26 protein-coding genes are annotated in these 26,989 nt (G+C 62.5%); 11 read left to right on the top strand and 15 right to left on the bottom strand.

All coding sequences use genetic code 11. The annotated features are described in order from the left end of the window. Positions 1-12: 12 nt before the first annotated feature. Positions 13-708 carry a DNA-3-methyladenine glycosylase I gene (locus tag FHX11_RS20810; RefSeq protein ID WP_184360106.1) on the top strand — a complete coding sequence of 232 codons (696 nt, stop codon included), beginning with the start codon at positions 13-15 and terminating at the stop codon, positions 706-708. A 56-nt stretch (positions 709-764) separates the two neighbouring features. Further along, a complete protein-coding gene (locus FHX11_RS20815; RefSeq protein ID WP_184360108.1) occupies positions 765-1,796 on the top strand; it encodes a hydroxyacid dehydrogenase in 1,032 nt (343 codons plus the stop codon). 39 nt (positions 1,797-1,835) lie between these two features. Here FHX11_RS20815 and FHX11_RS20820 read toward each other — a convergent pair whose 3' ends face one another. From FHX11_RS20820 to tauA, 3 genes are all read right to left on the bottom strand, one after another. Then, positions 1,836-2,624, bottom strand: coding sequence for an ABC transporter permease subunit (locus FHX11_RS20820; RefSeq protein WP_348649725.1), 789 nt, complete (start codon positions 2,622-2,624; stop codon positions 1,836-1,838). Between the two features lie 47 nt (positions 2,625-2,671). Next, entirely contained in the window at positions 2,672-3,469 is a 798-nt protein-coding gene (locus FHX11_RS20825; RefSeq protein ID WP_184360112.1) for an ATP-binding cassette domain-containing protein, read from the bottom strand. Between the two features lie 62 nt (positions 3,470-3,531). Next, positions 3,532-4,539 carry a taurine ABC transporter substrate-binding protein gene (gene tauA / locus FHX11_RS20830; RefSeq protein ID WP_184360114.1) on the bottom strand — a complete coding sequence of 336 codons (1,008 nt, stop codon included), beginning with the start codon at positions 4,537-4,539 and terminating at the stop codon, positions 3,532-3,534. 222 nt (positions 4,540-4,761) lie between these two features. On the opposite strand from tauA, the gene FHX11_RS20835 reads away from it, so the two are divergent. Beyond that, complete coding sequence (locus FHX11_RS20835) at positions 4,762-6,132, top strand: LLM class flavin-dependent oxidoreductase (RefSeq protein ID WP_184360675.1); 1,371 nt, start codon at positions 4,762-4,764, stop codon at positions 6,130-6,132. An 8-nt stretch (positions 6,133-6,140) separates the two neighbouring features. Here the strand turns inward: FHX11_RS20835 and FHX11_RS20840 are convergent, their stop codons facing one another. From FHX11_RS20840 to FHX11_RS20850, 3 genes are all read right to left on the bottom strand, one after another. Next, entirely contained in the window at positions 6,141-6,797 is a 657-nt protein-coding gene (locus FHX11_RS20840; RefSeq protein WP_184360116.1) for a methionine ABC transporter permease, read from the bottom strand. Then, on the bottom strand, positions 6,787-7,872 hold the full coding sequence (locus FHX11_RS20845) for a methionine ABC transporter ATP-binding protein (RefSeq protein WP_184360118.1): 1,086 nt from the start codon (positions 7,870-7,872) through the stop codon (positions 6,787-6,789). Before FHX11_RS20845 ends, FHX11_RS20840 begins: the two co-directional genes overlap by 11 nt. A gap of 205 nt (positions 7,873-8,077) precedes the next feature. Continuing rightward, entirely contained in the window at positions 8,078-8,923 is an 846-nt protein-coding gene (locus FHX11_RS20850) for a MetQ/NlpA family lipoprotein (RefSeq protein WP_184360120.1), read from the bottom strand. 686 nt (positions 8,924-9,609) lie between these two features. Between FHX11_RS20850 and FHX11_RS20855 the strand changes: the two genes are divergently transcribed. Continuing rightward, positions 9,610-10,005, top strand: a complete 396-nt coding sequence (locus FHX11_RS20855; RefSeq protein ID WP_184360122.1) for a hypothetical protein — start codon at positions 9,610-9,612, stop codon at positions 10,003-10,005. 63 nt (positions 10,006-10,068) lie between these two features. On the opposite strand, the gene FHX11_RS20860 is transcribed toward FHX11_RS20855, so the two are convergent. Further along, the gene (locus FHX11_RS20860) at positions 10,069-10,482 is read right to left on the bottom strand and encodes a carboxymuconolactone decarboxylase family protein (protein WP_184360124.1); all 414 of its coding nucleotides are present in this window, start codon (positions 10,480-10,482) and stop codon (positions 10,069-10,071) included. Between the two features lie 257 nt (positions 10,483-10,739). Here FHX11_RS20860 and FHX11_RS20865 point away from each other — a divergent pair, with 257 nt between their 5' ends. Together FHX11_RS20865 and FHX11_RS20870 are read left to right on the top strand one after the other, a co-directional pair. After that, a complete protein-coding gene (locus FHX11_RS20865; protein WP_184360125.1) occupies positions 10,740-12,017 on the top strand; it encodes an L-fuconate dehydratase in 1,278 nt (425 codons plus the stop codon). 93 nt (positions 12,018-12,110) lie between these two features. After that, positions 12,111-12,860, top strand: a complete 750-nt coding sequence (locus FHX11_RS20870; protein WP_184360127.1) for a dienelactone hydrolase family protein — start codon at positions 12,111-12,113, stop codon at positions 12,858-12,860. Positions 12,861-12,909: 49 nt separating this feature from the next. On the opposite strand, the gene FHX11_RS20875 is transcribed toward FHX11_RS20870, so the two are convergent. After that, positions 12,910-14,463: a VOC family protein gene (locus FHX11_RS20875; RefSeq protein ID WP_184360129.1), complete on the bottom strand. Its 1,554-nt coding sequence runs from the start codon at positions 14,461-14,463 to the stop codon at positions 12,910-12,912. A 128-nt stretch (positions 14,464-14,591) separates the two neighbouring features. After that, positions 14,592-14,810, bottom strand: a complete 219-nt coding sequence (locus tag FHX11_RS20880; protein ID WP_184360131.1) for a hypothetical protein — start codon at positions 14,808-14,810, stop codon at positions 14,592-14,594. Positions 14,811-15,328: 518 nt separating this feature from the next. Here FHX11_RS20880 and FHX11_RS20885 point away from each other — a divergent pair. Both FHX11_RS20885 and FHX11_RS20890 read left to right on the top strand, forming a co-directional pair. Continuing rightward, positions 15,329-15,538 (top strand): cold-shock protein, encoded by a 210-nt coding sequence (locus FHX11_RS20885; RefSeq protein ID WP_007703204.1) that lies wholly within the window; start codon positions 15,329-15,331, stop codon positions 15,536-15,538. Positions 15,539-15,914: 376 nt separating this feature from the next. Then, positions 15,915-16,622: a hypothetical protein gene (locus FHX11_RS20890; protein WP_210292532.1), complete on the top strand. Its 708-nt coding sequence runs from the start codon at positions 15,915-15,917 to the stop codon at positions 16,620-16,622. A gap of 184 nt (positions 16,623-16,806) precedes the next feature. On the opposite strand, the gene FHX11_RS20895 is transcribed toward FHX11_RS20890, so the two are convergent. Next, on the bottom strand, positions 16,807-18,264 hold the full coding sequence (locus FHX11_RS20895; RefSeq protein ID WP_184360133.1) for an MFS transporter: 1,458 nt from the start codon (positions 18,262-18,264) through the stop codon (positions 16,807-16,809). 344 nt (positions 18,265-18,608) lie between these two features. Further along, entirely contained in the window at positions 18,609-20,354 is a 1,746-nt protein-coding gene (gene ggt, locus FHX11_RS20900) for a gamma-glutamyltransferase (protein WP_184360135.1), read from the bottom strand. Between the two features lie 334 nt (positions 20,355-20,688). Between ggt and FHX11_RS20905 the strand changes: the two genes are divergently transcribed. Then, entirely contained in the window at positions 20,689-20,886 is a 198-nt protein-coding gene (locus FHX11_RS20905; protein ID WP_184360136.1) for a hypothetical protein, read from the top strand. A gap of 8 nt (positions 20,887-20,894) precedes the next feature. On the opposite strand, the gene FHX11_RS20910 is transcribed toward FHX11_RS20905, so the two are convergent. Continuing rightward, positions 20,895-22,160: a glycerate kinase gene (locus FHX11_RS20910; RefSeq protein WP_184360138.1), complete on the bottom strand. Its 1,266-nt coding sequence runs from the start codon at positions 22,158-22,160 to the stop codon at positions 20,895-20,897. Positions 22,161-22,313: 153 nt separating this feature from the next. On the opposite strand from FHX11_RS20910, the gene FHX11_RS20915 reads away from it, so the two are divergent. After that, entirely contained in the window at positions 22,314-22,742 is a 429-nt protein-coding gene (locus FHX11_RS20915; protein WP_184360140.1) for an OsmC family protein, read from the top strand. Positions 22,743-23,103: 361 nt separating this feature from the next. Here FHX11_RS20915 and FHX11_RS20920 read toward each other — a convergent pair whose 3' ends face one another. The 3 genes from FHX11_RS20920 to FHX11_RS20930 all read right to left on the bottom strand — a co-directional run bounded on the left by FHX11_RS20920 (position 23,104) and on the right by FHX11_RS20930 (position 26,042). Further along, positions 23,104-23,646 (bottom strand): hypothetical protein, encoded by a 543-nt coding sequence (locus FHX11_RS20920; RefSeq protein WP_184360142.1) that lies wholly within the window; start codon positions 23,644-23,646, stop codon positions 23,104-23,106. A 10-nt stretch (positions 23,647-23,656) separates the two neighbouring features. Continuing rightward, positions 23,657-25,003: an LLM class flavin-dependent oxidoreductase gene (locus FHX11_RS20925; protein WP_184360144.1), complete on the bottom strand. Its 1,347-nt coding sequence runs from the start codon at positions 25,001-25,003 to the stop codon at positions 23,657-23,659. Positions 25,004-25,106: 103 nt separating this feature from the next. Beyond that, positions 25,107-26,042, bottom strand: coding sequence for a LysR family transcriptional regulator (locus FHX11_RS20930; protein WP_184360145.1), 936 nt, complete (start codon positions 26,040-26,042; stop codon positions 25,107-25,109). Between the two features lie 123 nt (positions 26,043-26,165). Here FHX11_RS20930 and FHX11_RS20935 point away from each other — a divergent pair, with 123 nt between their 5' ends. Continuing rightward, a complete protein-coding gene (locus FHX11_RS20935) occupies positions 26,166-26,906 on the top strand; it encodes an SDR family oxidoreductase (protein ID WP_184360147.1) in 741 nt (246 codons plus the stop codon). Positions 26,907-26,989: the final 83 nt, after the last annotated feature.

Raw genomic sequence — 26,989 nt, forward strand, 5'->3', positions numbered from 1 at the left:
GGAGGGCGGCAGATGGGCAGCTTCGCGGAGATTCGGGAGCGGGCGGAAAAGCGAAAGGGCGGGGCCGAGGCACTGATGGCGCTGATGCCGAAGGCGCCGGATCACGACGCCTTGCGCGCCATACCGGACGATCGGCTGCTATCTGACATGGCACGCTATGTCTTCTATGCCGGCTTCGTGCGCAATATCATCGATTCGAAATGGCCGGGCTTCGAAGCGGCCTTTTCCGGTTTCGATCCGGTTTTCCTCAATTTCGCGCCCGATGACTATTGGCACGATCTGACCTCCGATGCGCGGGTGGTGCGCAATGGCGCCAAGATCATGTCGGTCAGGGCCAATGCGCATTTCATCCGCCAGCTTGCCGAGGAGCATGGCAGCGCCGGGCGCTTCCTCGCGGACTGGCCGGTCGAAGATCACGTCGGCCTGCTTGCCGTGCTCGACAAGCGCGCCGACCGGCTGGGCGGCATGAGCGGGCAATATTTCCTGCGCGCCATCGGCCGCGACAGCTTCGTCACGAGCCATGATGTCCTCGTTTGCCTGCGGCTGGCCGGCCTGCCGATTTCGGAGGCGAGGCCCACGAAGAAGGATCTGCGGCTGATCCAGGACCAGTTCAATGCCTGGGGCGCCGAGACCGGTCTGCCGCAGACCTATCTCTCGCGCATCTGCGCTTTCTCCGTCGGAATGCCGGGGGAAGACGAGCAGGCCTGATTGCTTTGATGGGCCTGATCATGTTGGATCGCGCCGTAAACGAGGAGGAGACGATCATGTCCACCGACAACCGGCCGCTGGCCATCAGCGCGCCCGAGCCGCGCTCGCTCGCGCTTATCTTCAGCAAGGATGCGCTGTCGCTCCTCCATTCGAAATATCGGATCGTCGAGGTGGGCCCGGAAAATATCGCCGGTCTCGGCGACGATATTCTCGGCGAGGCGCGATATATCATCGGCCAGCCGCCGCTCTCGAGGGAGGTGCTGGACCGTATGCCGGGCCTGCGCTGCATCCTGAATGTCGAGAGCAATCTCATCAACAACATGCCCTATGACGTCCTGTTCGAGCGCGGCATCCATGTCGTCACGACGGGGCAGGTCTTTGCCGAGCCGGTGGCGGAGATCGGCCTCGGCTTTGCGCTCAGCCTTGCGCGCGGCATCGTCGATGCCGATCTCGATTTCCGCGAGGGCAGGGAGCTTTGGGGCGGGGACGGCAATGCCAGCGCCCGGCTCGTCTCGGGCAGCGATATCGGCATTATCGGCTTCGGCGATCTCGGTAAGGCGTTGAACCGGGTGCTGTCCGGTTTCCGTGCCAATGTCAAAGTGTTCGATCCCTGGATGCCGCCGTCGATCCTGCGGGAGCATGGCGTGCAGCCGGCCGGTCTCGATGAGGTGTTGTCGGGTAGCGATTTCGTTTTCGTCGTCGCCTCCGTCACCAGCGAGAACAAGGGCTTTCTCGGTGCCGAGGCTTTCGCGCGCATGCGCAAGGGGGCGGCCTTCATCCTGCTCAGCCGCGCCGACGTCGTGGATTTCGAGGCGCTGATGGCGGCGGTGGCGACCGGCCATATCGTCGCGGCAAGCGATGTCTATCCGGAAGAGCCGCTCGGCAAGGATCACCCCGTGCGTCACCTCAAGGGCTTTCTCCGCTCGGCGCACCGCGCCGGCGCGCTCGACAGCGCCTTCAAGAAGATGGGCGACATGGTGCTCGAGGACATGGACCTGATGGATCGCGGCCTGCCGCCGATGCGCTGCAAGCGGGCGGAGCGGGAAACCGTGTCGCGCATGCGCTCCAAGCCGGTCACCCGGAACTGACGAAGTTCCGCGGATTTCACGAGCGTCCCGCCGGCCGGCTCAGCGATGAGCCGACCAGGGTACGAAGCGGCGCTCGATCAGCCGGACGGTGATTTCGAACAGGAAGGCGATCAGCGCGATGACGATGATGCCGCTGATGACGATGTCGGTCACCAGGAATTGCGCCGCCGATTGGATCATGAAGCCCAGGCCTTGCGTCGCCGCGACCAGTTCGGCGGCGACGAGGGTGGACCAGCCGGCGCCGAGCGCGATGCGGATGCCGGTGAGGATCGAAGGGATGGCGCCCGGCAGGACGACGTGGCGCAGCACCTGCAATCTGCCGGCGCCGAAGGAGCGGGCGGCGTTGACATAATCGACGGGAGCGGCCTTCACGCCGGCGGCGGTCGACAGGATGATCGGCGGCAGCATGGCGAGCGCGATGACGGTGATCTTCGAGGCCTCGCCGATGCCGACCCAGATGATGATCAGCGGCAGATAGGCGAGCGGCGGCAGCGGCCGCAGGAATTCGACGATCGGGTCGAGGATGCCCTTGCCGATGCGGCTGGTGGCGATCGCCAGTCCGGCGGGAATGCCGATCACCAGCGAGACGGCGAGGCCGCCGAAGATCCTGAGCAGGCTGGCGAAGGCATGTTCGGCCAGCGTCGAGTCGACGAAGCCGGTGATGGCGAGCGTGTAGAGCGCCTTGGCGACCGTCCAGGGCGACGGCAGGAACACCGGCGAGACGGCGCCATAGGCGGCCGCGACAGCCCAGATCACCAGGAGACCGAGCACGGTTGCGAACGAGATCCACAGGGTCGAGCCGGATGCGCTGTTCCTGGCTGCGGGCACGGCGTCGGATTGGGCGGCGACGGCCGTGATCTTTTCGATATCGGCGGTCACGCTGCTTCCTCCTCGGTTTCCTCATGGATCAATCCGGTCAATTCGTCATGCAGTCGCTTGAAATCGGCCGATGCCTTGATGTCGGCAAGCGGCTCGCCGGCAAGGCTGCGCTTGCCGAAGGAGAGGGGAATGTCGGCGGTGACGCGGCCGGGATTGGGCGTCAGGATGATGACGCGGGTGGCGAGCAGCAGCGCCTCGTCGATGCTGTGGGTGATGAGCAGGGCGCCGGTGCTGCTTTCCGACCAGACCTTCAACAGGAATTGCTGCATGCGGGTGCGGGTGAGCGCATCGAGCGCGCCGAGCGGCTCGTCCATCAGCAGAAAGCGTGGATCGGAGGCGAGCGCGCGGGCGATGCCGACCCGCTGACGCATGCCGCCGGAGAGCTCCCAGATATTGCGGTCGCCGGCGCCTTCCAGCCCGACCTTGACGAGCAGCGCATCGGCGCGGCGGCGGCGCTCCTCTTTCGGAACGCCGTTGAGGCGCAGGGGAAAGGCGATGTTGTCGCGGGCGTTGAGCCAGGGATAGAGCGCATCGTCCTGAAAGACCACGGCGCGGTCGGCCGCCGGCCCGTCGATCTCCTTGCCGTCGACCAGGATGCGTCCCTCGGAAGGGGCAAGAAAGCCGGCGGCGAGATTGAGCAGGCTGGTCTTGCCCGAGCCGGAGCGGCCGATGACGGTGACGAATTCGTCGGAGGCGATGTGCAGCGTCAGATTGTCGAGGACGCGGCGCGTCTCCTGCCGCCGGCGGTCGCCGGGAAAGTTCAGCGAGACGGATTGCAGGGACAGGATGCTCATGGGTGGGGTACTCCAAGGAATTGGCGCAGGCGGGAACGACCCGCCCGCGCCAGAGATGTGGATCAGAGGCCGGTCTTGGCCGCGTCGGTGACGAACTTGGCGTTGACGTAGGGAGCATAGTCCTTCAGCACTGCCGGGACCTTGCCTTGTTCCAGCAGGAAGGCGGAGGTCTGGGCGATGGCCTTCACCGTGTCGCCGCCGAGGAATTCCGTGGTCGCCTGCTCCTTCAGCGTCGGAAAATAATAGCCCTTCAGTAGTTCCGGCACCTCTTCCGGCTTGGCGCCGGTGAGCTTGGCGATCTTGGCGGCCTGCGGCGACGAGGCGCTCCAGCTTGCCGGATCGGCGCGGTAGGAGGCATAGGCCTTGCCGGTGACCTGAACGAAGCTCGTCACGACTTCCGGATGGGCGTCGGCGAATGTCTTGCTGACGATCCAGGCGTCGAAGGTCGGGCCGCCCCATTTGGCGACATCGCCGGAGGTTGCGAGAACCTTGGCGTTCTTCTTGATCTGCGACAGGACCGGGTCCCAGACATAGGCGCCGTCGAGATCGCCGCGTTCCCAGGCGGCGGCGATTTCCGGCGGACGCAGATTGAGGATCTGCACGGACTTGGGATCGATGTTCCAGTGCTTCAGCGCGGTCAGCAGGCTGTAATGCGAGGTGGAGACGAAGGGCGTGGCGATCTTCTTGCCCTTCAGGTCTTCGGGTTTGTCGATGCCCTTGACGGCCAGCGCTTCCGCCTCGCTGATATTGCCGACGACATAGATGGCTTCGATCGGCAGTTCGCGGCTGGCGGCGGCGGCAAGCGGCGACGAGCCGACATAGCCGATATCGATCGAGCCGGAGGCGATGGCGGCCACGACATCGGCGCCGCCGTCGAACTTGTGCCAGCTGATCTTGGCGCCGGTCGCCTTCTCATAATCGCCGTCGGCCTGCGGCACGCGCGACGGCTCGACGATCGGCTGATAGCCGATGTTGAGCGTGACATCGGCCGCATGGGCATAGGAGCCGAACGTGACGGCAAGAACGGCGGCCGCCGTGGTTGTCAGAAGATGGCGTCGATGGATGGTCATGTTTTCCCCCGGGGCGTAACGTTTGAAACTGGTCTTGAACCGCTGATCTGGCAGTCGATCTGCGCTAATGATCGTGAAATTGATAGAAAATATAGAGATACAAAATTCCGGATTCGCGCCGTCCATGGCAACCCGCTTCCAAATATCGTGAAACTGCAGGTCTTTTTGCGATAGGGAGAAGAGGACCGGTGGGTGGTGAAGACGACAGTAGAGGATTGTACGATGAAGCCGATGCAGATCTATGCCTTCGACATGAACTGCGTCGGGCATATCAATCATGGCCTTTGGACGCATCCACGCGACACGTCGCTTGCCTATACCGATCTCGATTATTGGGTGGATTTCGCGCGCACCGCCGAGCGTGGCAAGCTGGACGGCATTTTCCTCGCCGATATCGTCGGGGTCTATGACGTCTATCAGGGCAGCCCCGAGACATCGATCCGCACGGCTGCGCAGATACCGGTCAACGACCCGATCATTCCGCTTTCGGCCATGGCCTACGTGACGACACATCTTGGTTTCGGCGTCACCGTCAATACGACCTACGAGCCGCCGTTTCTCTTCGCGCGGCGGATGTCGACGCTCGATCATTTGACCAAAGGCCGCATTGGCTGGAACATCGTCACCGGTTATTTGGATAGCGCCGCCCGCAGCATGGGGATGGAGCGCCAGCCGGATCACGATGCCCGCTATGATGCGGCCGAGGACTATCTGGAGGTGGTCTACAAGCTCTGGGAGGGAAGTTGGGATGATGATGCGGTCAAGCGCGACAGGACGGGCGGGCTGTTTGCCGATCCGTCGAAGGTGCGCGCCGTCCGTCATCAGGGGCAGCACTATCGGATGGAGGGCATCCATCTGAGCGAGCCGTCGCCGCAGCGCACGCCGCTGCTGTTTCAGGCCGGCGCTTCCGCGCGGGGCCAGGACTTTGCCGCGCGGCATGCCGAATGCGTCTTCGTCGCCAGCCCGACGCCGCAGGGCGCCAAGCCGATGACGGATGCGCTCCGGCAGCGGGCCGTGGATTTCGGCCGGCGCGCCGACGACCTCAGTATCCTCAATCTTATTACGGTTGTCGTCGGGCGGACGGAGAAGGAGGCCGAGGACAAGTTGGAGGATTATCGGCGCCACGCCAGCGTCGAGGCGTCGCTGGCACATTATTCCAGCTCGATCGGCATCGATCTTTCCAAATTCGGCCTGGATGAACCCATTACGCAACAGGCGACGAATGCGCAGCAGGCGGCTCTCGCCGTCGTGACCGGCAAGGCAAGCGGCAAGCCGGCGATGACCCGACGGCAGATCATCGACCAGATGGTGCTCGGCAGCCGGCAGAAGCCGATGGTCGGCTCGCCGGAGCAGATCGCCGATCGCTTTCAGCTCTGGATGGAGGAGGGCGGCATCGACGGCTTCAACCTGGCGCGCACGGTCGCGCCGGAAAGCCTGCGCGATTTCGTCGACCTCGTCATTCCGGTGCTGCAGGAGCGCGGCTTGTTCAAGGCTGATTATGCCGAGGGCACGTTGCGCCAGAAGCTCTTTGGCCGAGGCGATGGGCGGCTGCCGTCAAGTCATCCGGCAGCCGCATTCCGTCATCGCGGCTAAGAGTTCCCTTAACGATGATCGAGCTTGGCGACGAGGCGGTCGCCGAGCCATTGCATGCCGCAGACAAGGATGATCAGTACGACGACGACGGCGATCATCACGCCGGTTTCGAAGCGCTGGTAACCGTAGCGGATGGCGAGGTCGCCGAGGCCGCCGCCACCGATGGTGCCGGCCATGGCCGACGCGCCGATCAGGGTTACCAGCGTCACGGTAAAACCGGCGACGATGCCGGGCAGGGCTTCCGGCACCAGCACTTCGCGGATGATCGTCCAGCGATTGCCGCCCATGGCGCGCACGGCGTCGATCAGGCCGCGATCGACGTCTCGAAGCGATACCTCAGCGATGCGGGCGTAATAGGGAATGGCCGCTATGGTCAGCGGCACGATCGCCGCCGTGGTGCCGAGCGCGGTGCCGACGATCAGCCGGGTCAGCGGGATCAGCGCGATCAGCAGGATGACGAAAGGCACGGCGCGGAAGCCGTTGACCAGGGCGGCGAGGATGCGGTTGACGGTGAGCTGCTCGGCGATGCCGTCGCGGCCGGTGACGACCAGGGCGAGGCCGAGGGGAAGGCCGATGACGAGCGAAAGCAGGCCGGATGCGCCGGTCATCCAGATCGTCTCCCAGAAGGAACGCCAGAGCAGGCCGAGAATAATGTCAGTTGTCATAGCCTAGGACCTCCACCCGGGCGGACCGGGCCGTCAGAAAATCGGTTACCTTCGCCGGCAGGCCGGCATCGCGCGTCGGCACGGCGATGAAGAAGCGGGCGACAGGCTGGTTCTGGATATGGTCGATGCCGCCATGCACGAGGCGGAAGGAGTGCGGCAGCGCCGCCGAAAGCTCGGCGAAAAGCGCGCCTTGCGCGGCCGGGCCGGCGAGGTCGATGCTGAGGATCGCCTCGACGCCCGTGGTCTGCGACAGGCGTTCGGCGATATGGTCGGGGAGCTGCGGGCGGATGGTCGAGAGCAGGCTTGCGGTGATCTCGGCCTGCGGATTGGCGAAGATCTGCCAGACCGGGCCTTCCTCGACAATGCGGCCGGCATCGATGACGGCGACGCGATCGGCGATCGAGCGGACCACTTCCATCTCATGGGTGATGAGCAGGATGGTCAGGCCGAGCTTGCGGTTGATGTCCTTCAGCAGCGCCAGGATCGAGCGTGTCGTCTCGGGATCGAGAGCCGAGGTCGCTTCGTCGGAGAGGAGGAGTGCGGGGCGGGCGGCAAGCGCCCGGGCAATACCGACGCGCTGCTTCTGGCCGCCGGACAGCGCCGAGGGATAGGCCCTGGCCTTGTCGGCGAGGCCGACGAGCTCCAGCAGCTCGCGGGCGCGACGCAGCCGTTCGGCCTTGGTGACGCCCTCGATCTTCAATGGCAGGGCGACGTTCTCTTCCACCGTCTTGGCCGACAGCAGGTTGAAATGCTGGAAGACCATGCCGATGCGGCGGCGCAGCGGCTGCAATTCGTTTTCCGACAGCCGCGCGATGTCACGGCCCTCGATATGGATTTCGCCGCTGTCGGCGCGTTCCAGCCCGTTCAGGCAGCGGATCAGCGTCGACTTGCCGGCACCGCTGCGACCGATGATGCCGACGATCTCGCCACGGCGGGCCGTCAGCGATATGCCGTCGAGCGCCGGTGTCGTGCCGAATCGGCGGCGGACATCGACGAGACGAATGATCTCGTCATTTGCCAAAGCTCCGGGCGACGCATGTCCGTCGATGGCGGCGGCGGGGATGAAGGAGTTCATGGTGGTTCTTTCTTGAGCGCGGGTAATCCTTCTCCCCTCGGGGAGAAGGTGGCCCGAAGGGTCGGATGAGGGGGTATCTCCACACGGGAAAGCTGCCTTTCGCTTACGCTCAAGGCGCTCGGAACAACGTTCCGAGCGCCCCCTCATCCGCCCTGGCGGGCACCTTCTCCCCAAGGGGAGAAGGAATTTCAGCGCTGTATTGCTGTTAGTAGGCGCTAAGACCGGTGCCCTTGTAGACCTTGTCGAATTCGGCCTTGACCGTATCGTTCTGATAGGCGGAGACGAGCGTCTTCACCCAGGCCTCGTTCTCGCTGCCCTGCCTGACGGCGATGAAGTTGCGATAGGGATTGCCGTCGATCGGCTCTTGCGCGATACGCTCCTTCGGCGAAAGTCCGCTCTTCAGCGCCCAGTCGGTGTTGACGACGGCGGCGTCGAGGTCGTCGATCGAGCGGCCGACGATGCCGGCGTCGAGTTCCTTGATCTCGACATTCTTAGGGTTCTCGACGATGTCGGCGATGGTGGCGAGAATGCCAGTGCCGTCCTTGAGCTTGATGACGCCCTCGTTCTGCAGCACGCGCAGCGCACGGCCTTCATTGGACGGATCGTTCGGCACGCCGATGACGGCGCCCTTCGGCAGGTCGGCGACGGTCTTGTACTTCTTGGTGTAGAGACCGATCGGCCAGACGCCGGTATAGCCGACGCGGACGATATGGTAGCCGTGCTGCTTGATCTGGTTGTCGAGATAGGGCTGGTGCTGGAAGGCGTTGGCGTCGACTTCGCCGCGCTCCAGCGCTTCGTTCGGCTGGGTATAGTCGTTGAAGACGACGGTCTCGATCTTCAAGCCCTTCTTGGCTGCTTCGGTGGTGACCACGCGCCAGACATCTTCGTCCTCGCCGCTGATGATGCCGACCTTGATGGTCTTGCCGGCGGCAAAGGACGGGGTGGCGGCCGTCAAGCCGAAGACGGCGACAGCGGAGGCAATGATGGCTGCAAGGCCGGTCCGGCGCGAGAAGCGCAATGCATCGAGACCCTGAGAAGACTTTTTCGTCATGGGAAATCCTGTTCCATGTGATTGAGACGCCATTGTCTCGTTGACGGCGCTGATCATTTCAGACGCTCGCCATTTACGCGAAGCAGGAAGATTTTTTGTGCACCGCACTTATGGAAAACTCTTTTGGGTGAGCAGTCGATCACGAACTAATTTTCTATAAACGTGATGGATTTTTGTGCGCCGGCGCTCCTGAATGCATGCGATTTGTGCATATCGGTGGTGGATTGGCTCTTTCCAGAGCGGATTCGCGGCTTCTATGTCGAGACGATGATGGTCGTTTGCGCCGGACAGAGCGCACGAGGGCGCATTCCAGCGTCCCTGATCGTCATATCCGTGACCGCTGCCTATGACGATCCTTTTGCAACCAAGGGAAGATTCGCCCATTCCAAGAAGGCGAGGCGGCATGTTGGCCTACGGCGAAGCCATTCAGAAATATAGGGAATTACAGAAAAATTCAAAAGAGGCTTTTCAAGTCGAGATTAATCTATAGACTTGATCAAGTTAAGTGACCGGTGGGAACATTTCGTGTGATCCCGCGTTGCGCCGGTCACCAAAGATGATTTGCCGCGCCGCCAGTCCGATCCAATATCGGGGCGCGCCGAATCCAGAAGCAGCGCGTGGGCCTCGGAGAGAGGCCGATCAGTCTTTACATTTATGCGCCGGACTTCAATTGAAAGGAGACAGACATGTCGAATGCCTTGCCGCCCCTTCATGAGGGTCATGCCCCTATCACTCTGCAGCAGCTCTTCCGGGAGGCGCTTTATGCCTTCGAGGAGTGGGATGAGGAAGTCACCGAGCCGATCGTGATGTTCGAAGGCCGGCTTGTTCCCATCAGGGCTGTTTTCGAAGCCATGCGCGAATGCACGGACATCGTGCCGAACAACATCGTCTCGGCCGTCACGGAACGGTTGACCAAGCCCTGGGAAGGCGAAGGTCCGCTGGACACGATGACCTTTTCGACGGCCGCCCGGGTCATGGGCGTTCTCGTCCGTAAGCGGCTTCTGGCCGTGAACAACGACGTCGATGTCGTGGCCGCCGCTGTTGCCGCGAAGGCGCAGGCAGCGGAAAAAGCCGACCGCTGAAAACAGTTCTCGGTCATTCATAGAAGAGCCCGCCGGCCAGCGCCGGCGGGCTCTTTTGCGATATCAGCGCCGGCCGACGTCGAATTCCGGATCGACGGGAATCTGCATGGCAGTCACCAAATGGTTGGTTTGGCCGGCAAGGCCGATGACGGCGAGCAATTCGCCGTGCTGCGCATCCGTCATGCCCTTCGCCCTGGCGGCGGCGGTATGGGAATGGACGCAATAGGTGCAGCCGTTTGCCGTGGAAACGGCAATATAGATCATCTCGCGCACCAGCGGATCGAGCGACCCTTCGGCCATCATCACTGCCTTCAGCCCCTCCCAGGTCCGCTTCAGAAGCGCCGGGTCATTGGCAAGCCCTCGCCAGAAATTGTTGACGAAATCGGATTTCCTGACGGCGCGGATGTCGTCGAACACCGCCTTGACCGCCGGGATGGCCTCGGCTTCAGCGTCATCAAGCAATTTGACCGTCGTCATCGCAAATCTCCTCTCGATCATCCGGACAGATGCGGAAACCATATCGCATTCCCGTGCGTTCTTCGCTGGAGCTCGGGCGATGATCACCGCTCTTTTTGTTTGCAAATTTCATCCATATGCGAAAGTAGTATTTACATAAGAAGACATGGCGCGAGCTGGGGCCTGGTCGAGGCGAGTATAATGCGACGATCCGGGAAGAATTCGGCCTCGGCTGACAATCCGAGAGATCGCCCGGCGGATTTAGAAGGAGTTTCCCCATGACGCGCATCACCAATCTCCGCGTATTCGACCTGCGCTTTCCGACTTCGCAGAGCCTTGACGGCTCCGATGCGATGAACCCCGATCCGGATTATTCCGCCGCCTATGTCGTTCTCGACACCGACAAGCCCGGCCTTGCCGGCCATGGTCTGACCTTCACCATCGGCCGCGGCAACGATATCTGCTGCATGGCGATCGAGGCGATGCGCCATCTGGTCGTTGGCACGGAGCTTGCGACGGTGCTCGAGAATCCGGGCAAATACTGGCGGCATCTGACCAGCGACAGCCAGCTGCGCTGGATCGGCCCGGAGAAGGGCGCCATGCATCTGGCCACCGGTGCCGTCGTCAACGCCGTCTGGGACCTGCTCGCCAAGGAGGCCGGCAAGCCCGTCTGGCGGCTGGTGGCGGAGATGGATGCGGAAAAGATCGCCGATATCGTCGACTACCGCTACATGACCGATGTCCTGACCCGTGACGAGGCTGTCGCCATCCTGAAGAAGGCCGAGGCCGGCAAGACGGAACGGATCGCCACACTCGAGCGCGAGGGCTATGCCTGCTACACGACCTCGGCCGGCTGGCTCGGCTATGACGACGCCAAGCTGCGCCGTCTGTGCCAGGAGGCGATCGATGCCGGCTTCAACCACGTGAAGATGAAGGTCGGCCGCGATCTGGAGGACGATATCCGCCGGCTCACCATCGCCCGCGAGGTGATCGGCCCCGACCGCTATCTGATGATCGACGCCAACCAGGTCTGGGAAGTCGGCCAGGCGATCGACTGGGTCAACAAGCTCGCCTTCGCCAAGCCTTTCTTCATCGAGGAACCCACGAGCCCCGACGACGTCGCCGGCCACCGCAAGATCCGCCAGGCCATCGGCCCGGTGAAGGTCGCGACCGGCGAGATGTGCCAGAACCGCATCATGTTCAAGCAGTTCATCGCCGAGGGCGCGATCGACATCGTGCAGATCGATTCATGCCGCATGGGCGGGCTGAACGAAGTGCTGGCGGTGCTGCTGGTCGCCGCGAAATACGGTCTGCCGGTCTGGCCGCATGCCGGCGGGGTCGGGTTGTGCGAATATGTGCAGCATCTGTCGATGATCGACTATCTCGCTGTTTCCGGCACCAAGGACGGCCGCGTGATCGAATATGTCGACCACCTGCACGAACATTTCCTCGATCCTTGCGTGATCCGCGACGCCGCCTACATGCCGCCGAGCCTGCCGGGCTTCTCGATCGAGATGAAACCGGAGTCGATTGCGGAGTATACGTTCAAGGGGTGATTTCTGCGTTCGTTGGCATTCTCCGGCTTCCGCCGTTTTGTTCGCGGCCGAAGCCGTGCAATATCCCTGCAGGTCTGGCAGGATATTTGGTGCATGCGAGTCGTTTTAACCGTCGTTTTGACGCTGTTGTCATTCTCCCTTACTGGGCACGCCGAAGCCGCTGCCCGTCGACAGTTCGTCGTGACGGCTTCGAATGGCGATGTGCTGGTTGAGGCTTTTTCAAGCAGTTCAGGTCCGGCGCGCCCAGCCGTGGTCGTCCTCAGCGGCAGCAAGGGTTTCGCCTCGCCGGCCTATGATGAGCTGGGACGGCGCTTGGAGGCGACCGGCCTCGACGCCTATCTCGTGCATGTGCTTTCGGCATCCGATGTCGCGACCATCGCCGGCGCGGGCAATGCTCGCGCCAGGATCGGTTACTACGCGGCGCGGCTGCCGGACTGGATCGCGAGCGTTCGCGAGGTGGTCTCCTATCTCGACAATCAGCCTCGCCATGCCGGCAGGGTGGGTGTGCTCGGCATATCCCTCGGTGCGCAAATCGCGGCTGCCGCTGCCGGCGGGACGACGGGCATCGGCGCGCTCGTGCTTGTCGACGGTGCTTTCCCGGACGGCTATTCGAAGCCGAGACGCGCGTTGCCGCCGCTCCATATCGTCTGGGGCGGCGCCGACCGGGTCTTTCCCGTCTCGACCGCGGTCGAACTTCAACGGACGGCACAGGAGCTGGGCGGATCAGCCAGCCTTGATGTTCATAAAGGCGGAGCGCATGATTTCTTTCTGAAATCGGATAGCCAAGCGGCAGCGGCTCATCGCAGCGCCGCCGATTTCCTGCTGTCGCAACTATCGAACTAATCCTTGCCCGACACAGGAAGGCGCATATCGATTGTGGCCGTTGAAGCGCTCATTTCGAGCGCTTCAACCAGGCTCGGATGATAGGCACGTCGGCGTCGGTCAATTCATGGCCATGCGGGATGGTCTGCAGGTTCACGGTCGCGCCGCCTTCGCGCAGGCGCTCGGCGAGGGGCTGCGCATAGGGGCCGTAGTCGTCCTTCTCGCCGGCGATGATCAGCACGTCGGCGTCCGACATGTCGGCCGGCGGCGGATCGGTGAGCACGGCCATGGAGCGCAGCAGCACGGCGCGGCGGATGACATGCGGCTGCAGCGACAGCATGGCGTTGAGGAGATTGGCGCCGTTCGAATAGCCGATATAGACGATGCGTTCGGGGTCGAGGCCATAGGCATGGATCGCGCCGTCGATGAAGGCGGCGAAGGCTTCCGCCTCCTTGGCGATATCGGCCTGGTCGAAGGAGAAGGGCGTGATACGCCGATACCAGCGCGGCGCCCCTTCCTCCAGAGCCCTGCCGCGGGCGCTGAGCAAGGTCGCCTGCGGATCGATCTTATGGGCGATCGGCATCATGGTGTTCTCGTTGGCGCCCGAGCCATGCAGCAGGATGAAGATAGTGCCGTCCGGCTCCCGCGGCGTGAAGAAGCGATGGATGAAGGGCAGCTCGCGATAGATGACGCGCGGCTCGCCGGGCATGGAGAATTGCGGCAGGATGACAGTCAGCTCTGCCAGCCGCTCCGGCCTGTCGTCGGGGGAGAACAGCCGGGTGCCGAGCGTTGCCTCGGCCTCGTCGACCAGCGGTCCGGGCGCGTCCGTCGCCAGCTCGAACAGGATGCCGCCGGGTTCGCGGACATAGAGCGAGCGGAAATATTTCCGGTCGTGCATCACGGTCGGCGACGAGTTGATCGCCCGCAGCTCGGCGCCGACGGATTGCAGCTCGGCATCGTCGGCGGCGCGGAACGCGACGTGGTCGACCGTGCCGGTTCCGGGCGCGCTTGCCCAGAAGCCGCTGGCGTCGCGGATGTCGATGATATCGCCGGGGCCGGAGACGAGGCGGCTGATGGCGCCGTTGACGGCATGCGGCGTATAGTTGAAATGCTCGACGAGGAAGCTTTGCGTTTGCTCGGGCGTCTCGCTGAACAGCGTCGCGCCGCGAATGCGCCGGATCGCATGTTCCGGCGGGATCGTCTCGCTCGCCCACGGCGCGGCGGATTGCAGTTCCCTGGCGCCGACGAGTTTGACGATGACGCCATCCGGGTCCTTCAGGCGCAGGACCGGCTCGCCGAATTCGTCCGAAGGGCCTTCCGGACGCAGACCGGCGCTGAGCGCGCGCGTCAGCCAGAAGCCGATGCTCGCGGGATCGATGGCGAGCGAGATCTCGCCGACCTGGCCGACGCCGGCGCGGCCGGGAGCGCCGTCCTCCCAGACGAGGAAGGTGATCAGCGAGCCCGGCGACCCCTTGGCATCGCCATAGAGGAGATGAAGCTGCGTCGCGTCTTCGAAGCCGCCGGTGCGCTTGACCAGCCGCAGGCCGAGAAAGCCGACATAGAAATCGACATTCGCCTGTACCTTGCGGGTAATCAGCGTGATGTGGTGAATGCCGGCGACCATGGGATGCTCCAGAGCGGATTGCAGAACTGGTCGCTATTTAGGGCGGAAGCCGTTTTCAATTCAATGCGCGGCTCGTGAAGGCAGTGTTCACGAAATGAGTGACATGCGTTGCCGGAGCCTGTCGCCGATCAGGGTGTTTTCGCGGTTTTCCGCTTGGCTTTTGGTTCCGGTGGCTGCTGCTGCGCCTCTTTTTCGAGGCGAAGCTCGCGCAGGCGCGCCGTCTTGCGGTCGCGCAGCGTCTGTTCGCTGGCCAGGATTTCCTTGACGGTGGAGTCAAGCTGACTGGCCTTGGCGAGCGAGGCTTGTTTCTTGGAACCGAAAAGATTGTCTTTATTAGGCGGCGCCATATTGGCCTCCAGGGTTCGTGTCGGCATTGGCGTTATTTGCGGGCGTTATTTGCGGATTTGCGCTGGATCAGGGCGCTCGCGGCGGAAGAGCGACTATTGTGTATCGGATAGCGTTCACATTGGCGATATAATTCTGCGGGCTTCAAAGAAATAAGGCGACGTTCTCACGTAAATTTTGAGAAAACGAAAAGAAAAAATATTGTAAGACCAGCCGGGTTTCAGTCGAAAAATCGGGAAATTTCAGTCGGAAATTCGAATTTATTTGAACTTCGACAAATGATGAATTTATGTCGTACGGCTGGAATTTTGAGAAATATTTGGTCGTTTTCGGCGGTTTTCCCGTTTTTCCTTGTGGAAAATTCAGTCATCCGTTATAAACCGCGCATCGATATTGCTGAATGAACTTTGCCGCGACGCACTCTGCGCGACACTGACGAACTTCCTCTCAAAATCGGTCCGATGTGCCCAGGCGACGTCTGGGTGCGATTCTTATGTGAGTGATTGAAAAGGTCATCGTTATGAGCACAGGTACTGTAAAGTGGTTCAATGCCGCCAAGGGTTTTGGTTTCATTCAGCCGGATGATGGCGCAACGGATGTTTTCGTGCACATTTCCGCAGTCGAACGCGCTGGCATGAGCAGCCTCCGGGACGGCCAGAAGATCTCCTACGAGCTTGTCAAGGACAAGCGCTCGGGCAAGATGTCGGCTGATCAGCTGGAATCGCTGTAAGGCATTTGCTTCCGGTCTTTGACCACGGATGTACTGGCATGGATCGTCGAGGCGATGAAGGAAGAGGTCGGGTTAGCCCGGCCTTTTTTGCGTTTTGATCACAGGCAAGCTGTGAAGCGAAAGGCCTTGGTTCAGGAGCCGGCTTCTGGCCGAGATGTAGATAATGGTGCGGAAACCGCTTGCGGTATAGGCGTTACGGCCGTTTGCCTTGCCGGAAATGCCTTCGTGAAGCATTATGCGTGCTCAATCGTTGCCAAGTGCCCGTTTTCACGACGCCGTATAAATTAACCGCAAAACTCTCGCTTTAGTTGGGATTTCGCGACAATGGCGTGTCAATGGAGATGGTTCCGAAATAGTCAGCTATGAGCTTCTTGCGATGGCAGCAATCCAATATATACGAGCGATCCTTTTGGCTGCTCTATTGATAATAGCGGCGTCCGCTGCTGCCGATCCTCTCAAGTCCCAAGGTGATAATATGAACGCCGATTGGCTCATAGCTCCGCACAACGGGATCGGGCGCCTTACTTTCGGCCTCTCACTGGAAGCTGTCGCCTCGATGGAATCCCTTTATGGAAAGCCAAGTCCGCTGAAATCTTATGCGTCTGTCGCATCCGATGTGGAAGGGGTAATAGCCCAGTCCGGTACCACCATGCCTGCGGAAACGATGGCCGCGTTGAGAGACGCTGCGGGAAGCCTGGCCAATTTTGCAACACAGAACTTGACGATGGGACAAACGCCGATCTTGCTCGAATACCGGGATGGCCGCCTTGATGCGGTCACTGTCGAGGCTCGGCACAAGGAGACAAATTTTGAAGGCAAGCTCGTTTTCACGCTAAGTGCTCTGGAGGTTTTGAAATTGTTCGAACGCGCGAACGGCGCTCCAGGCCGATATCGCTCGGACGAGGCCGCTTTCGACAATATCGCTGTTTCGCTCTATCAGTTCAGCGTCACGTCATCGAAGGGCGAGGTGCGCGTGATCTCCGAAGTAGACCCGGATTTTCGGGTGCGTTCCGTGACGCTACGCCGTGAACCTTATCGTCCGGCGGACGAATTGGACCAATTCGTGACTTTTTCTTTCAACTAGACGGGAAGTCGCAACGGCCTTGTCAAGGCATGGGTATCGCGACCACTAAGATTGCGAGCGCCGAGGGATAGGCGTTGCTGCGACAGCAAGCATTCCGCATTTCGGCTAGTGGCCGGGGTCCATGACCGGAGCCTTTTGTTATTCCGTCATCCCTGGATGGGGCGCGATGCCTTCCTATACGACCTCAGTGATCACCGAGCGGCGTATCCTCGGGCGATTTCTTGCGGTGGCCGCTGATCTCGGAGCCGGCGGTGCGCGAGAAGCGGGCATTCCAGATTCCAGCGAGAAGCGCGATGGCGGTGACGACGATGAAGGCGACCGAGAAATCGCTCATCTCGGCGCTCGCATGTCCGCGCACCTGCATCGAGCCGTGCAGGGCAAGGGCTGCGACGCAGATGCCGAGCGACAGCATCAATTGCTGGAAGGTCGAATAGAAGCTTGTCGCCGTGCTCATGCGCTCGCGTTCGATCTCGTCATAGGCGATGGTGTTGTAGGCCGTGAACTGGAACGACATGAAGAAGCCGCAGAAGAACAGGATCACGAAGATCACCGGCAGCGGCCAGTCCGGCTGGAAGATGGAGCAAAGGCCGTAGCCGAGGGTGCCGATCACGCCGAAGATCAGCAAAGCGGTGCGGAAGCCCAGCGTGCGCAGGATTTTAACCTGAAACGGCTTCATGGTCATGGAGCCGAGAGCGGTCGCAATGGCGATCTGGCCGGCGGCGGCGGCCGACATTCCAAAGCCAAGCTGCAGCATCAGCGGTATCAGGAACGGATGCGCGCCCTGGCTGATGCGGGTCAGCGAGCCGGCGATGACGGAGGTGCGGAAGGTCGGCACCTTCATCAGCGAGAAGTCCATGATCGGCGAGGGGTGCTTGCGGGCATGGCGCAGATAGGCGATGCCGAACAGCAGGCCGACCGAAATCAGGAAGATCGCCATATAGCCTTCGCCCTCGCGGCTCGACATTTCGAAGCCGAACAGCAGCGAGCCGAGCGAGATGCCGGAGAGGATGAAGCCCGACAGGTCGAAGCGGCCGTTGCGCGGACCCTTTACCTCCTCGATGAACATCGACACCAGAATGAAGCCGATGATGCCGATCGGCACGTTGATGTAGAAGATCCAGCGCCAGTCGAGATAGGTGACGAACAGGCCGCCGATCGGCGGGCCGAGGATCGGGCCGACAAGGGCCGGGATGAGCAGCCAGGACATGGCGTTGACCATGTCCTTGCGCGCGACGCTGCGCATCAGCACCAGGCGGCCGACGGGGAGCATCATGGCGCCGCCGAGACCCTGGATCAGCCGGGCGATGACGAGGAAAAACAGGTTCGGCGCCTGGGCGCAAAGAAGCGACCCCACAACGAAGACGGCAATGGCGCTGCGGAAGACGGTGCGCGACCCGAAGCGGTCGGCGATGGCGCCGCTTGCCGGAATGAAGATCGCGAGGCTGAGCAGATAGGAGGTGAGCGCGATGCTCATCGCCGGGGCGCTGACGCCGAAGTCCCTTGCCATGGTCGGCAGGGCGGTGGCGAGCACGGTCGCGTCAAGCTGTTCCATGAACATCGCGCTTGCCACGATAAGCGCTACTACACGAAAATTCGGTGCGGCCCGCCGGGTGGGGGCGGCCTGGAAAATCTGATCCGACATTGTCGGGGATCGCTCTCGATGGTGCGGTGGGGTCCAAAGACAGAACCGCAAGTCTGACAACAGCGCGAAGGCCGATTGGATGCGGGGTTGTATACTCCCGCTCGCGCCTGATTTCTATATGAGATATCGCAAATCTGATTGATCGAAATGAAAAAAGATGACGGAATCGGGCAGGAATGTCACAGACCGTGAACGCCTGGCGTCGGAAGGACCGCGACCGGGCCTCTATGCCGATCACGGCTCGTTTTTACATGTAAGGCGATGTGTCCGGGTGTCCTCTTGCCGGAAGGCGAGGATACCGGCCTCGGTGAAATGAGGCCGGTATCGGATGGGTTGCGCCGGGATCAGTAGCCCGCTGCGAGGCCGGAACCGGCGCGGCTGTCCATCGCGCCGTTGTAGCGGGCGCCGTCGCCCTTGGCGATGTCGCTGAGGCTCTTGCCGCCGACGAGAATGCCGGCTGCTTTGCCCCAGACCGGCCAGTCGCCGCCGATCTGGACGGCGTAACCCATGCCGGTCAAAAGCTTGATCGTGTCGGGCGAGAGCGCATAGGGTTCGGTGTAGATCCGGTCCGGTAGCCATTGATGATGGATGCGCGGCGCGTCGATCGCCTGCTGGATGTCCATGCCGAAATCGATGACGTTGACGATGGCTTCGAGCGTGATGGTGATGATGCGCGAACCGCCGGGGCTGCCGATCACCATGAAGGGTTTGCCGTCCTTTGCGACGATGGTCGGGCTCATGGAGGAGAGGGGCGTCTTCTTCGGCTGGATGGCGTTGGCCTCGCCCTGCACCAGGCCGTAAAGGTTCGGCACGCCGGGCTTGGAGGTGAAGTCGTCCATCTCGTTGTTGAGAAGAATGCCGGTGCCGGGCGCGACCACGCCGGCGCCGAAGGAGCCGTTCAGCGTATAGGTGACGGCGACCGCGTTGCCGTCATTGTCGATGATCGAATAATGCGTCGTCTCATGGCTTTCGCCGAGACCCTTCGGCATCAGGTCCTTGGAGACGCCGGCGCGATAGGGATCGATGCTGTCGCGGATCTTCTTCGCGTAGTTCTTGTCCAGCAGCTTGCTGACCGGGTTGTCGACGAAATCGGGATCGCCGAGCGTCGAGTTGCGGTCGACATAGGCGTGGCGCATGGCCTCGGTCATGAGGTGCACCGTGTCGGCCGAGCCGTAGCCGGTATAGGAGAGCGGGTAGCCTTCCAGCACGTTGAGGATTTCGCAGATGATCACCCCGCCGGAGGAGGGCGGCGGCGAGGAGATGATCTCGTAGCCACGATAGTTGCACTTGACCGGGTCGAGTTCACGCACCTTGTACTGTTCGAAATCCGCCTTCGCCAGAATGCCGCCCTTGTCCTGGCTGGCCTTGACGATGGCGTCGGCGGTCGTGCTCTTGTAGAATCCATCCGGCCCTTGTTCGGAGATGCTCGTCAGCGCCGCGGCGAGGTCCGGCTGGGTGAAGCGGTCGCCGGTGGAGAAAGGGGCTCCGTTCGGCTTGGTGTAGATCGCGGCGGTTGCCGGATCGCGCGACAGCCAGGCCTTGCCCTCGTTCAGCTCGGCGGCGTCGGCCTGGTTCAGCACGAAGCCTTCCTTGGCATAGCGGATCGCCGGCGCCATCAGCTCCTGGCGGGTTTTCGTGCCGTATTTCTCGCGGGCGGTCTCGAAGCCCATGACGGAGCCGGGAACGCCGACGGCGAGATAGCCGTCCGTGCTTGCGCCCTTGACGACATTGCCCTTGTCATCGAGGTACATGGTCTTGGTGGACGCCTGCGGCGCGCGCTCGCGGAAATCGAGGAAGGCCGTCTTGCCATCCTTCAGCCGGATGGTCATGAAGCCGCCGCCGCCGATATTGCCGGCGGTCGGATAAACGACGGCAAGCGCATAGCCGACCGCAACCGCGGCATCGACGGCGTTGCCGCCGCTCTTCAGCACATCCACGCCGATATCCGTCGCCAGATGCTGCGCCGTCACCACCATGCCATGCTCGGCTTCGACCGGCTGTGGTGCGGCGGCCTGGACCGTGGTTATGGAGAAAAGCCCGAAGGCGAGGATGGTTGCCGAGGATATCGCCCGCTGGCGGAAATGGCGCATGATGGTCCCTCTCGGAGTTTGTTGTCGGGATAAAGGAGCCCATCAAAGCCATGGTGTCCAGTGCGAGGAACGCGAATTTCCATCGCGCCAACAGCCCGGTTTTCGTCGGGATCGGCTAGGCAAAAGCCGGCCTTGCGGCCGTGATACTCGGAGCCATTGTCGGGCTTTGAAACGGCCCAGTATTAAATGCGGGCCACGCCGCTGCGTTCCGGTATTGCCGTCGATGCAAGATATAGGAGGCCGATGCTTTATAGGCTCGCAATATTTTATTCATCAGGGTAGTCTACTTTAGGAACGCGTAGATCGAGGCGGAAGTATTGCGTGGAGGGTAACCGTGGCCGTCACGAAACTTGAGCAGTGGAAGAACGACCGCAAGAATAGACCCAAGCCGCGGGTCGTTGCCGAAAAGACGCATGTCGTCGAAATCGAATGCGCGCATTGCCGCCGGCATTTCTTCCGCTGGACATCAACGGCGTCCGGCTACGGGCGTTGCGAGGAATGCTCGCAAAGTGCCGAGCTCGTCCGGTCGTAAGGTGACCGTCAGCCAATCAGGATCGCTCTGATATCGTTGACATTCGTGCCGGTCGGGCCGGGGACGAAGAGGTCACCGATCGCGCTGAAGGCCGTCCAGGCGTCATTGTTTCTGAGCATGGCGGCGGGCACCAGGCCGGCCTTGCGAAGGCGCGCCACCGTGGTTGCATCGGCAAAGGCGCCGGCATTGTCCTCGCTGCCGTCGATGCCGTCGGTATCGGCCGCCATGGCATGAATGCCCGCGTGGCCGTCGATGTCGATCGCGAGCGACAGCAGGAATTCCGAGTTGCGCCCGCCCTTGCCCTTGCCCGTCAGCGTCACCGTCGTCTCGCCGCCGGAGAGCAGCACGATCGGCTTGGCGAAGGGGCGATCGCGGTTGAGGATCTCGCGGGCGAGGGCGGCGTGCACATGGGCTGCTTCGCGGGCCTCGCCCTCGATCGCATCCGACAGGATCGCTGCCTCGATACCGGCTTCGCGCGCGACCTTGGCCGCGGCTTCCAGCGAGACGCCGGCCGAGGCGATGAGATGCACTTCGTTACGGGCAAAACGCGGATCGTCCGGCCGCGGCGCATCGGCTTGCGGCTGCTGGATATGGGCGATGACGGCCGCGGGCAGGTCTATACGGTAGAGGGCGATAAGATCGAGCGCTTCGGCGCGCGTGCCGGCGCCGGGCACGGTCGGGCCGGAGGCGACGAGCGCCGGATCGTCGCCCGGAATGTCGGAGACCACCAGCGAGACGACCTTGGCCGGATAGGCGGCAGCGGCAAGACGGCCACCCTTGATGGTCGACAAATGCTTGCGGATGACGTTCATCGCCGAAATCGGCGCGCCGGAGGCGAGCAGCGCCTTGTTGACGGCGATCTCGTCGGCAAGCGTCAGAGTGCCGGCCGGTGACGGCAGCAGGGCCGACCCGCCGCCGGAGATCAGCGCGATCACCAGATCGTCCTCAGTAAGCCCCTCGACCACTTTCAGCAGCCGCTTGGAGGCGACGAGCCCGGCCTCGTCGGGGACCGGATGGGCGGCTTCGATGATTTCGATATGGCGGCAGGGCGCGGCAAAGCCGTAGCGCGTCACCACAAGCCCTTCCAGCGGGCCATCCCAGCATTGTTCCAGCGCCGCCGCCATCTGTGCCGAGCCCTTGCCGGCGCCGATGACGATCGTCCGACCTTTCGGTTTCGCCGGCAGATGCGCGCGGATACCGGTCAGGGGATCGGCGGCGCGGACGGCGGCGTCGAAGAGGGAGGTCAGGAAGGCGCGGGGATCGGAAACGGTCATGTCGAGAACTGCCTGTCTGCGATGATGCTGTAACTATTTGGTGGCTTAACTGACGCGACGGCGCAAGGGCTGACAACGCCAATTGTGCCGGACAAGGTGAATCCCTATGTTCAAAACAACAGTTTCAATGCTTTTATGCGAAGGATTTTCGACATGGCCGAATTGAGGGTGAAGACGAGACGGACGGGCGCCACCGCCACGCTCGGCCGCACCGGTCTTCCGCATGTGACGTCGGTAACGGGCGGCGAGATCGATATCGTCACCTCGCCGTCGCAGCCGGGCTTCAATCCGCTCGACCTGCTTTACGCATCGCTGTCGGCCTGTCTGGTGCTCAGTGCCCGCAATGCCGCGAGCGGCCTCGGCGTGCTTGACAAGCTCACCGAAGTCACCGCCGCCGTGATCGGGGAGAAGGCGACGGAAGGACTGTCGCGTGTCGAAAAATTCAACATCGCCTTCACCATCAAGGGCGATTTCGGCGACGAGATCCGCAATGCGATCGCGCATGCCGCCGAGGACGAGATCTGCACGGTGAGCAACACGATCCGTGGAAATCCGAAGTTCGAGACGGTGATTTCGGGGTGAGGCTTGTGTCGCGGAGGGAGGCCCTCATTCCCCCTCAGCGCCAGCCTAGGCGAGGGTACAGAGGTCATCCCCACTCCCCGCGTGCGGCAGGGCTATCGCATATGCACTGAAATCGCAGCCTCCCCCTTCTCCCCAGCGGGGAGAAGGTGCCCGACAGGGCGGATGAGGGGGCGAGGAGCAGAGCGACGAGAGCCTTGAGCGCAAGCGAAAGGCAATCCTTCCTATGCCGCACCACCCCCTCATCCGACCCTTCGGGCCACCTTCTCCCCACTGGGGAGAAGGAGTTTCCGGTGCTCGTCTGCCCCATATGCAATTGCCCTGCCGCGTGCGGGGAGAGGGCTAGGGCGAGGGGCTTTTTCCGCTATTTCGGCGGCAATTCAAACCCTTCCAGATAGGGTCCAAGCTCGGGATCGATATCCACCTTCACCACATTGGTATAGACGGCAGTGGCGATCATGATGCCGGCGAAGGCGACGAGGTTGACGAGGGTCGGCTCGTCATAACGGGCTTTCAGCCGTGCCCAGAGTTCCTCGGGAACGGCGTTGGAATCCTGGACGATGGCCTTGCCGAAATCGATCAGCAGCGCTTCGTCCTCGCTCGGCACTACGGCCTCCGGCTCCAATCCTGCGTTGATGAGCGCGCGCCGGAAGAAGCCGACCGGGATGATCGCGCGGTTTTCCAGCGAAATCGCGTGGCAGAACAGCCAGACGGCGCGGTCGTCCAGTGCCGGGCGCAGCTCTTCCCGCAGGGTGAACCATTCCGCATAGATGCGGTGCGCCACGGGCGAATGCAGCAGGGTGCGCTTCATGTTGGTCATGCGGCCGCGCAATTCCACCTCGCGGTCATGCTCGGTGCGGACGGCCTCGGAGGCGGTATCGTAATCGATCGGCGTGATATGGCTCATCGGGTGTCTCTTATTGCGCCGCCTCGGAAGCGGACTTGAAGAAGCGGTTTTCCGGGCGCGGCAGGCCGAGATGCTCGCGCAAGGTGGTTCCCTCGTAGTCGCGGCGGAAGATGCCGCGGCGTTGCAGCTCCGGGACGACGCGGGTGGTCACATCGAGCAGGCCCTGCGGCAGGAAGGGGAAGACGACGTTGAAGCCGTCGGAACCTTCCTCGTGCAGCCATTGCTGCATCTCGTCGGCCACCGTCTGCGGCGTGCCGACGAAGGCGAGGCCGGCATAGCCGCCGAGGCGCTGGGCGAGCTGGCGCACGGTCAGATTTTCCGCTTCGGCCAGCGCGATCACCCGCTCGCGCCCGCTCTTGCTGGCATTGGTTTCCGGCGTCGCCGGCAGCGGCCCATCGGGATCGAAGCCGGAGGCGTCATGGCCGAGCGCGATCGACAGCGAGGCGATGGCGCTGTCGTAATGGACGAGGCTGTCGAGCTTGGCGCGCTTGGCCTTGGCCTCCTCGATGGTGTCGCCGACGACGATGAAGGCGGCGGGCAGGATCTTCAGGTGATCCGGGTTGCGGCCGATCTTTCTCATCCGGCCCTTGATGTCGGCGAAGATCGTCTTGCCGTCGGCGAGATTGCGGGGCGCTGCGAAGACCGCTTCGGCCGTTTCGGCGGCGAGCTGACGGCCGGCGTCGGATTGCCCGGCCTGGACGATGACCGGCCAGCCCTGCGGCGGGCGGGCAATGTTGAGCGGGCCGCGCACGCTCAGTTCCTCGCCCTTGTGGGCAAGGACATGCATCCTGTCCGGATCGAAGAAGATGCCGCTCTCGGCATCACGGATGAAGGCGTCGTCGGCGAAGCTGTCCCAGAGGCCGGTGACGACATCGTAGAATTCGCGGGCGCGATGATAGCGCTCGCCGTGCTCCATATGCTCGTCGAGGCCGAAATTCAGCGCCGCGTCCGGGTTGGACGTGGTGACGATATTCCAGCCGGCGCGGCCGCCGCTGATATGGTCGAGCGAGGCGAAGCGTCGGGCGATGTGGTAGGGCTGGTCGAAGGTGGTGGAAGCGGTCGCGACCAGGCCGATCCTTTCGGTAACGGCGGCAAGGGCGGAGAGCAGCGTGAAGGGCTCGAAGGAGGTCACGGTGTGGCTGCGCTTAAGGGCTTCGACCGGCATGTTGAGCACGGCCAGGTGATCGGCCATGAAGAAGGCGTCGAACTTCGCTTTTTCGAGCTCCTGCGCGAAGCCTGCAATGTGCCTGAAATTGAAATTGGCGTCCGGATAGGCGCCGGGATAGCGCCAGGCGCCGGTATGCAGGCTGACGGGACGCATGAAGGCCCCGAGCTTCAATTGCTTCTGTTCGGTCATGGATCAATCCCTCTCGCAAATCACGGATCGTGGCGGCTTATGCCCGTGGGAATATGCCTTCGACGTAGGTGCGCGACTGCCACATTCAAAGGACGGTTTTCATTTATTTGATCGATTGCGAGGAATATTCATCCATCGGCTCCTGTGCGCTTGCCTGCCGCGCGAAAATGGCGACGAGCCAGTCGATGAAGACGCGGACGCGCGGGGAGAGCTGGCGGTTGCGGGGATAGAGCATGGAGACCGGTGTTCTGGTCGGCGGAAAATCCTTGAGGACGGAAATCAGCTCGCCGGATTTCAGGGCATGTTCGGCATGGTAGCGCGGTATCTGGATGAGGCCGAGGCCGAGCTTGGCGGCTGCAAAATAGCTCTCGGCGGCATTGACGGCGACCGTCGCGGGCAGGGTGACATTGCGGACGGTGCCATCCACGGTGAATTCCAGTGGCAGCAGGCCGCCCGTGGCGGAGGAGCGGAAGCCGACCATGCGGTGGCTGTCGAGCGCCTGCGGGTGCAGGGGCATGCCATGGCGCTCGATATAGGCGGGGGCTGCCAGCGTCAGCTCGTCCAGCATGGCGAGGCGGCGCGCGACCATGTCGCTGTCCTGCAGCGCCCCGACGCGCAGCACACAGTCGATGCCTTCGCGGATCAGGTCGACGAAACGGTCTCCTTCGGTGAGATGAAGCTCGATCTCGGGATAGGTCGCGAGGAAGGACGGCAGGTTCGGAAGCACGAAATGGCGTGCGAGCGTGCCATGCACATCGACGCGCAGCAGGCCTTTCGGCTTGGCGCCGGCAAAGGCGCCCTCGGCATCCTCTATGTCGGACAGGATGCGCAGGCAGCGCTGATAATAGGCTTCGCCGTCGAGCGTCGGGCTGACATGCCGCGTCGTTCGCTGCAGCAGCCGCACGCCGAGCCGTGCCTCCAATCGCTTGACGGCATCGGTCACCGTCGACCGTGGCAGTCCCAAGTCCTCGGCGGCCAGCGTGAAGCTGCGCCGTTCCACGACGCGGGAAAATACCCGCATGGCATCGAATCTGTCCATTTCGATTTGTTCGGCTATTTCGGATAGTGATGCCGATTATTGGATGATTATCCGTCAGATGAAAAGGGGCATCTTCTCCTCATAGAAACGCGCTGCGGCGCCGAGCCATGAGGGATGAAGAGAATGACCAATAACTCCAACAGGGTAGCCATCGTGACCGGAGCCTCCCGCGGCATTGGCGCCGCGATCGCCGAACGTCTGGCAAAGGACGGCTTCACGGTCGTCGTCAACTATGCCGGCAGCGAAGCCGCGGCTGCCGAGGTGGTCCGCGGGATCGAGGAGAAGGGCGGAAAGGCGCTGATCGCCAAGGCGGATGTTTCCGACGCCGAAGCCGTAGGTCACATGTTCGATGCGGCCGAGGCCGCATTTGGCGGCGTGGATGTGCTGGTCAACAATGCCGGCATCATGCAGCTCGCCAGGATCGCCGAGGCCGATGATGCCCATTTCGACCGACAGATCGCCATCAATCTGAAGGGTACGTTCAATACGCTGCGCGAGGCCGGCAAGCGCCTGCGCGACGGCGGCCGCATCATCAATCTCTCCACCAGCGTCGTCGGTCTCAAGCTTGAGACCTATGGCGTCTATGCCGCCACCAAGGCCGCCGTCGAGGCGCTGACCGGCATCATGTCCAAGGAATTGCGGGGCCGGTCGATCACGGTCAACGCCGTGGCGCCCGGTCCGACCGCAACCGATCTCTTCCTCAATGGAAAGAGCGACGAGCTGATCGACCGCATGGCCAGGATGAACCCGTTGGAACGCCTCGGTACGCCGGAGGATATCGCCGCCGCCGTTTCCTTCCTTGCCGGCCCCGATGGCGGCTGGATCAATGGCCAGGTGCTGCGCGCCAATGGCGGCGTGATCTGAGCCTGCCGTCGCGGAGCCGCCTCGGTGGCCATCGCCGAGGCTGGTGGCATGTGTTCTTTTCACGCGTCAAATCGCCGTCTCTG

Origin of the sequence: Rhizobium sp. BK602 (assembly GCF_014195095.1) — a bacterium.
Lineage (GTDB): Bacteria > Pseudomonadota > Alphaproteobacteria > Rhizobiales > Rhizobiaceae > Rhizobium.

Bases quoted from the DNA above. Each gene is read 5' to 3' on its own strand.
- FHX11_RS20810 (WP_184360106.1), top strand. From the start codon at position 13: ATGGGCAGCTTCGCGGAGATTCGGGAGCGGGCGGAAAAGCGAAAGGGC.
- FHX11_RS20815 (WP_184360108.1), top strand. From the start codon at position 765: ATGTCCACCGACAACCGGCCGCTGGCCATCAGCGCGCCCGAGCCGCGC.
- FHX11_RS20825 (WP_184360112.1), bottom strand. From the start codon at position 3,469: ATGAGCATCCTGTCCCTGCAATCCGTCTCGCTGAACTTTCCCGGCGAC.
- tauA (WP_184360114.1), bottom strand. From the start codon at position 4,539: ATGACCATCCATCGACGCCATCTTCTGACAACCACGGCGGCCGCCGTT.
- FHX11_RS20835 (WP_184360675.1), top strand. From the start codon at position 4,762: ATGAAGCCGATGCAGATCTATGCCTTCGACATGAACTGCGTCGGGCAT.
- FHX11_RS20840 (WP_184360116.1), bottom strand. From the start codon at position 6,797: ATGACAACTGACATTATTCTCGGCCTGCTCTGGCGTTCCTTCTGGGAG.
- FHX11_RS20845 (WP_184360118.1), bottom strand. From the start codon at position 7,872: ATGAACTCCTTCATCCCCGCCGCCGCCATCGACGGACATGCGTCGCCC.
- FHX11_RS20850 (WP_184360120.1), bottom strand. From the start codon at position 8,923: ATGACGAAAAAGTCTTCTCAGGGTCTCGATGCATTGCGCTTCTCGCGC.
- FHX11_RS20855 (WP_184360122.1), top strand. From the start codon at position 9,610: ATGTCGAATGCCTTGCCGCCCCTTCATGAGGGTCATGCCCCTATCACT.
- FHX11_RS20860 (WP_184360124.1), bottom strand. From the start codon at position 10,482: ATGACGACGGTCAAATTGCTTGATGACGCTGAAGCCGAGGCCATCCCG.
- FHX11_RS20865 (WP_184360125.1), top strand. From the start codon at position 10,740: ATGACGCGCATCACCAATCTCCGCGTATTCGACCTGCGCTTTCCGACT.
- FHX11_RS20870 (WP_184360127.1), top strand. From the start codon at position 12,111: ATGCGAGTCGTTTTAACCGTCGTTTTGACGCTGTTGTCATTCTCCCTT.
- FHX11_RS20875 (WP_184360129.1), bottom strand. From the start codon at position 14,463: ATGGTCGCCGGCATTCACCACATCACGCTGATTACCCGCAAGGTACAG.
- FHX11_RS20880 (WP_184360131.1), bottom strand. From the start codon at position 14,810: ATGGCGCCGCCTAATAAAGACAATCTTTTCGGTTCCAAGAAACAAGCC.
- FHX11_RS20885 (WP_007703204.1), top strand. From the start codon at position 15,329: ATGAGCACAGGTACTGTAAAGTGGTTCAATGCCGCCAAGGGTTTTGGT.
- FHX11_RS20890 (WP_210292532.1), top strand. From the start codon at position 15,915: ATGGCAGCAATCCAATATATACGAGCGATCCTTTTGGCTGCTCTATTG.
- FHX11_RS20895 (WP_184360133.1), bottom strand. From the start codon at position 18,264: ATGTCGGATCAGATTTTCCAGGCCGCCCCCACCCGGCGGGCCGCACCG.
- ggt (WP_184360135.1), bottom strand. From the start codon at position 20,354: ATGCGCCATTTCCGCCAGCGGGCGATATCCTCGGCAACCATCCTCGCC.
- FHX11_RS20910 (WP_184360138.1), bottom strand. From the start codon at position 22,160: ATGACCGTTTCCGATCCCCGCGCCTTCCTGACCTCCCTCTTCGACGCC.
- FHX11_RS20915 (WP_184360140.1), top strand. From the start codon at position 22,314: ATGGCCGAATTGAGGGTGAAGACGAGACGGACGGGCGCCACCGCCACG.
- FHX11_RS20920 (WP_184360142.1), bottom strand. From the start codon at position 23,646: ATGAGCCATATCACGCCGATCGATTACGATACCGCCTCCGAGGCCGTC.
- FHX11_RS20925 (WP_184360144.1), bottom strand. From the start codon at position 25,003: ATGACCGAACAGAAGCAATTGAAGCTCGGGGCCTTCATGCGTCCCGTC.
- FHX11_RS20930 (WP_184360145.1), bottom strand. From the start codon at position 26,042: ATGGACAGATTCGATGCCATGCGGGTATTTTCCCGCGTCGTGGAACGG.
- FHX11_RS20935 (WP_184360147.1), top strand. From the start codon at position 26,166: ATGACCAATAACTCCAACAGGGTAGCCATCGTGACCGGAGCCTCCCGC.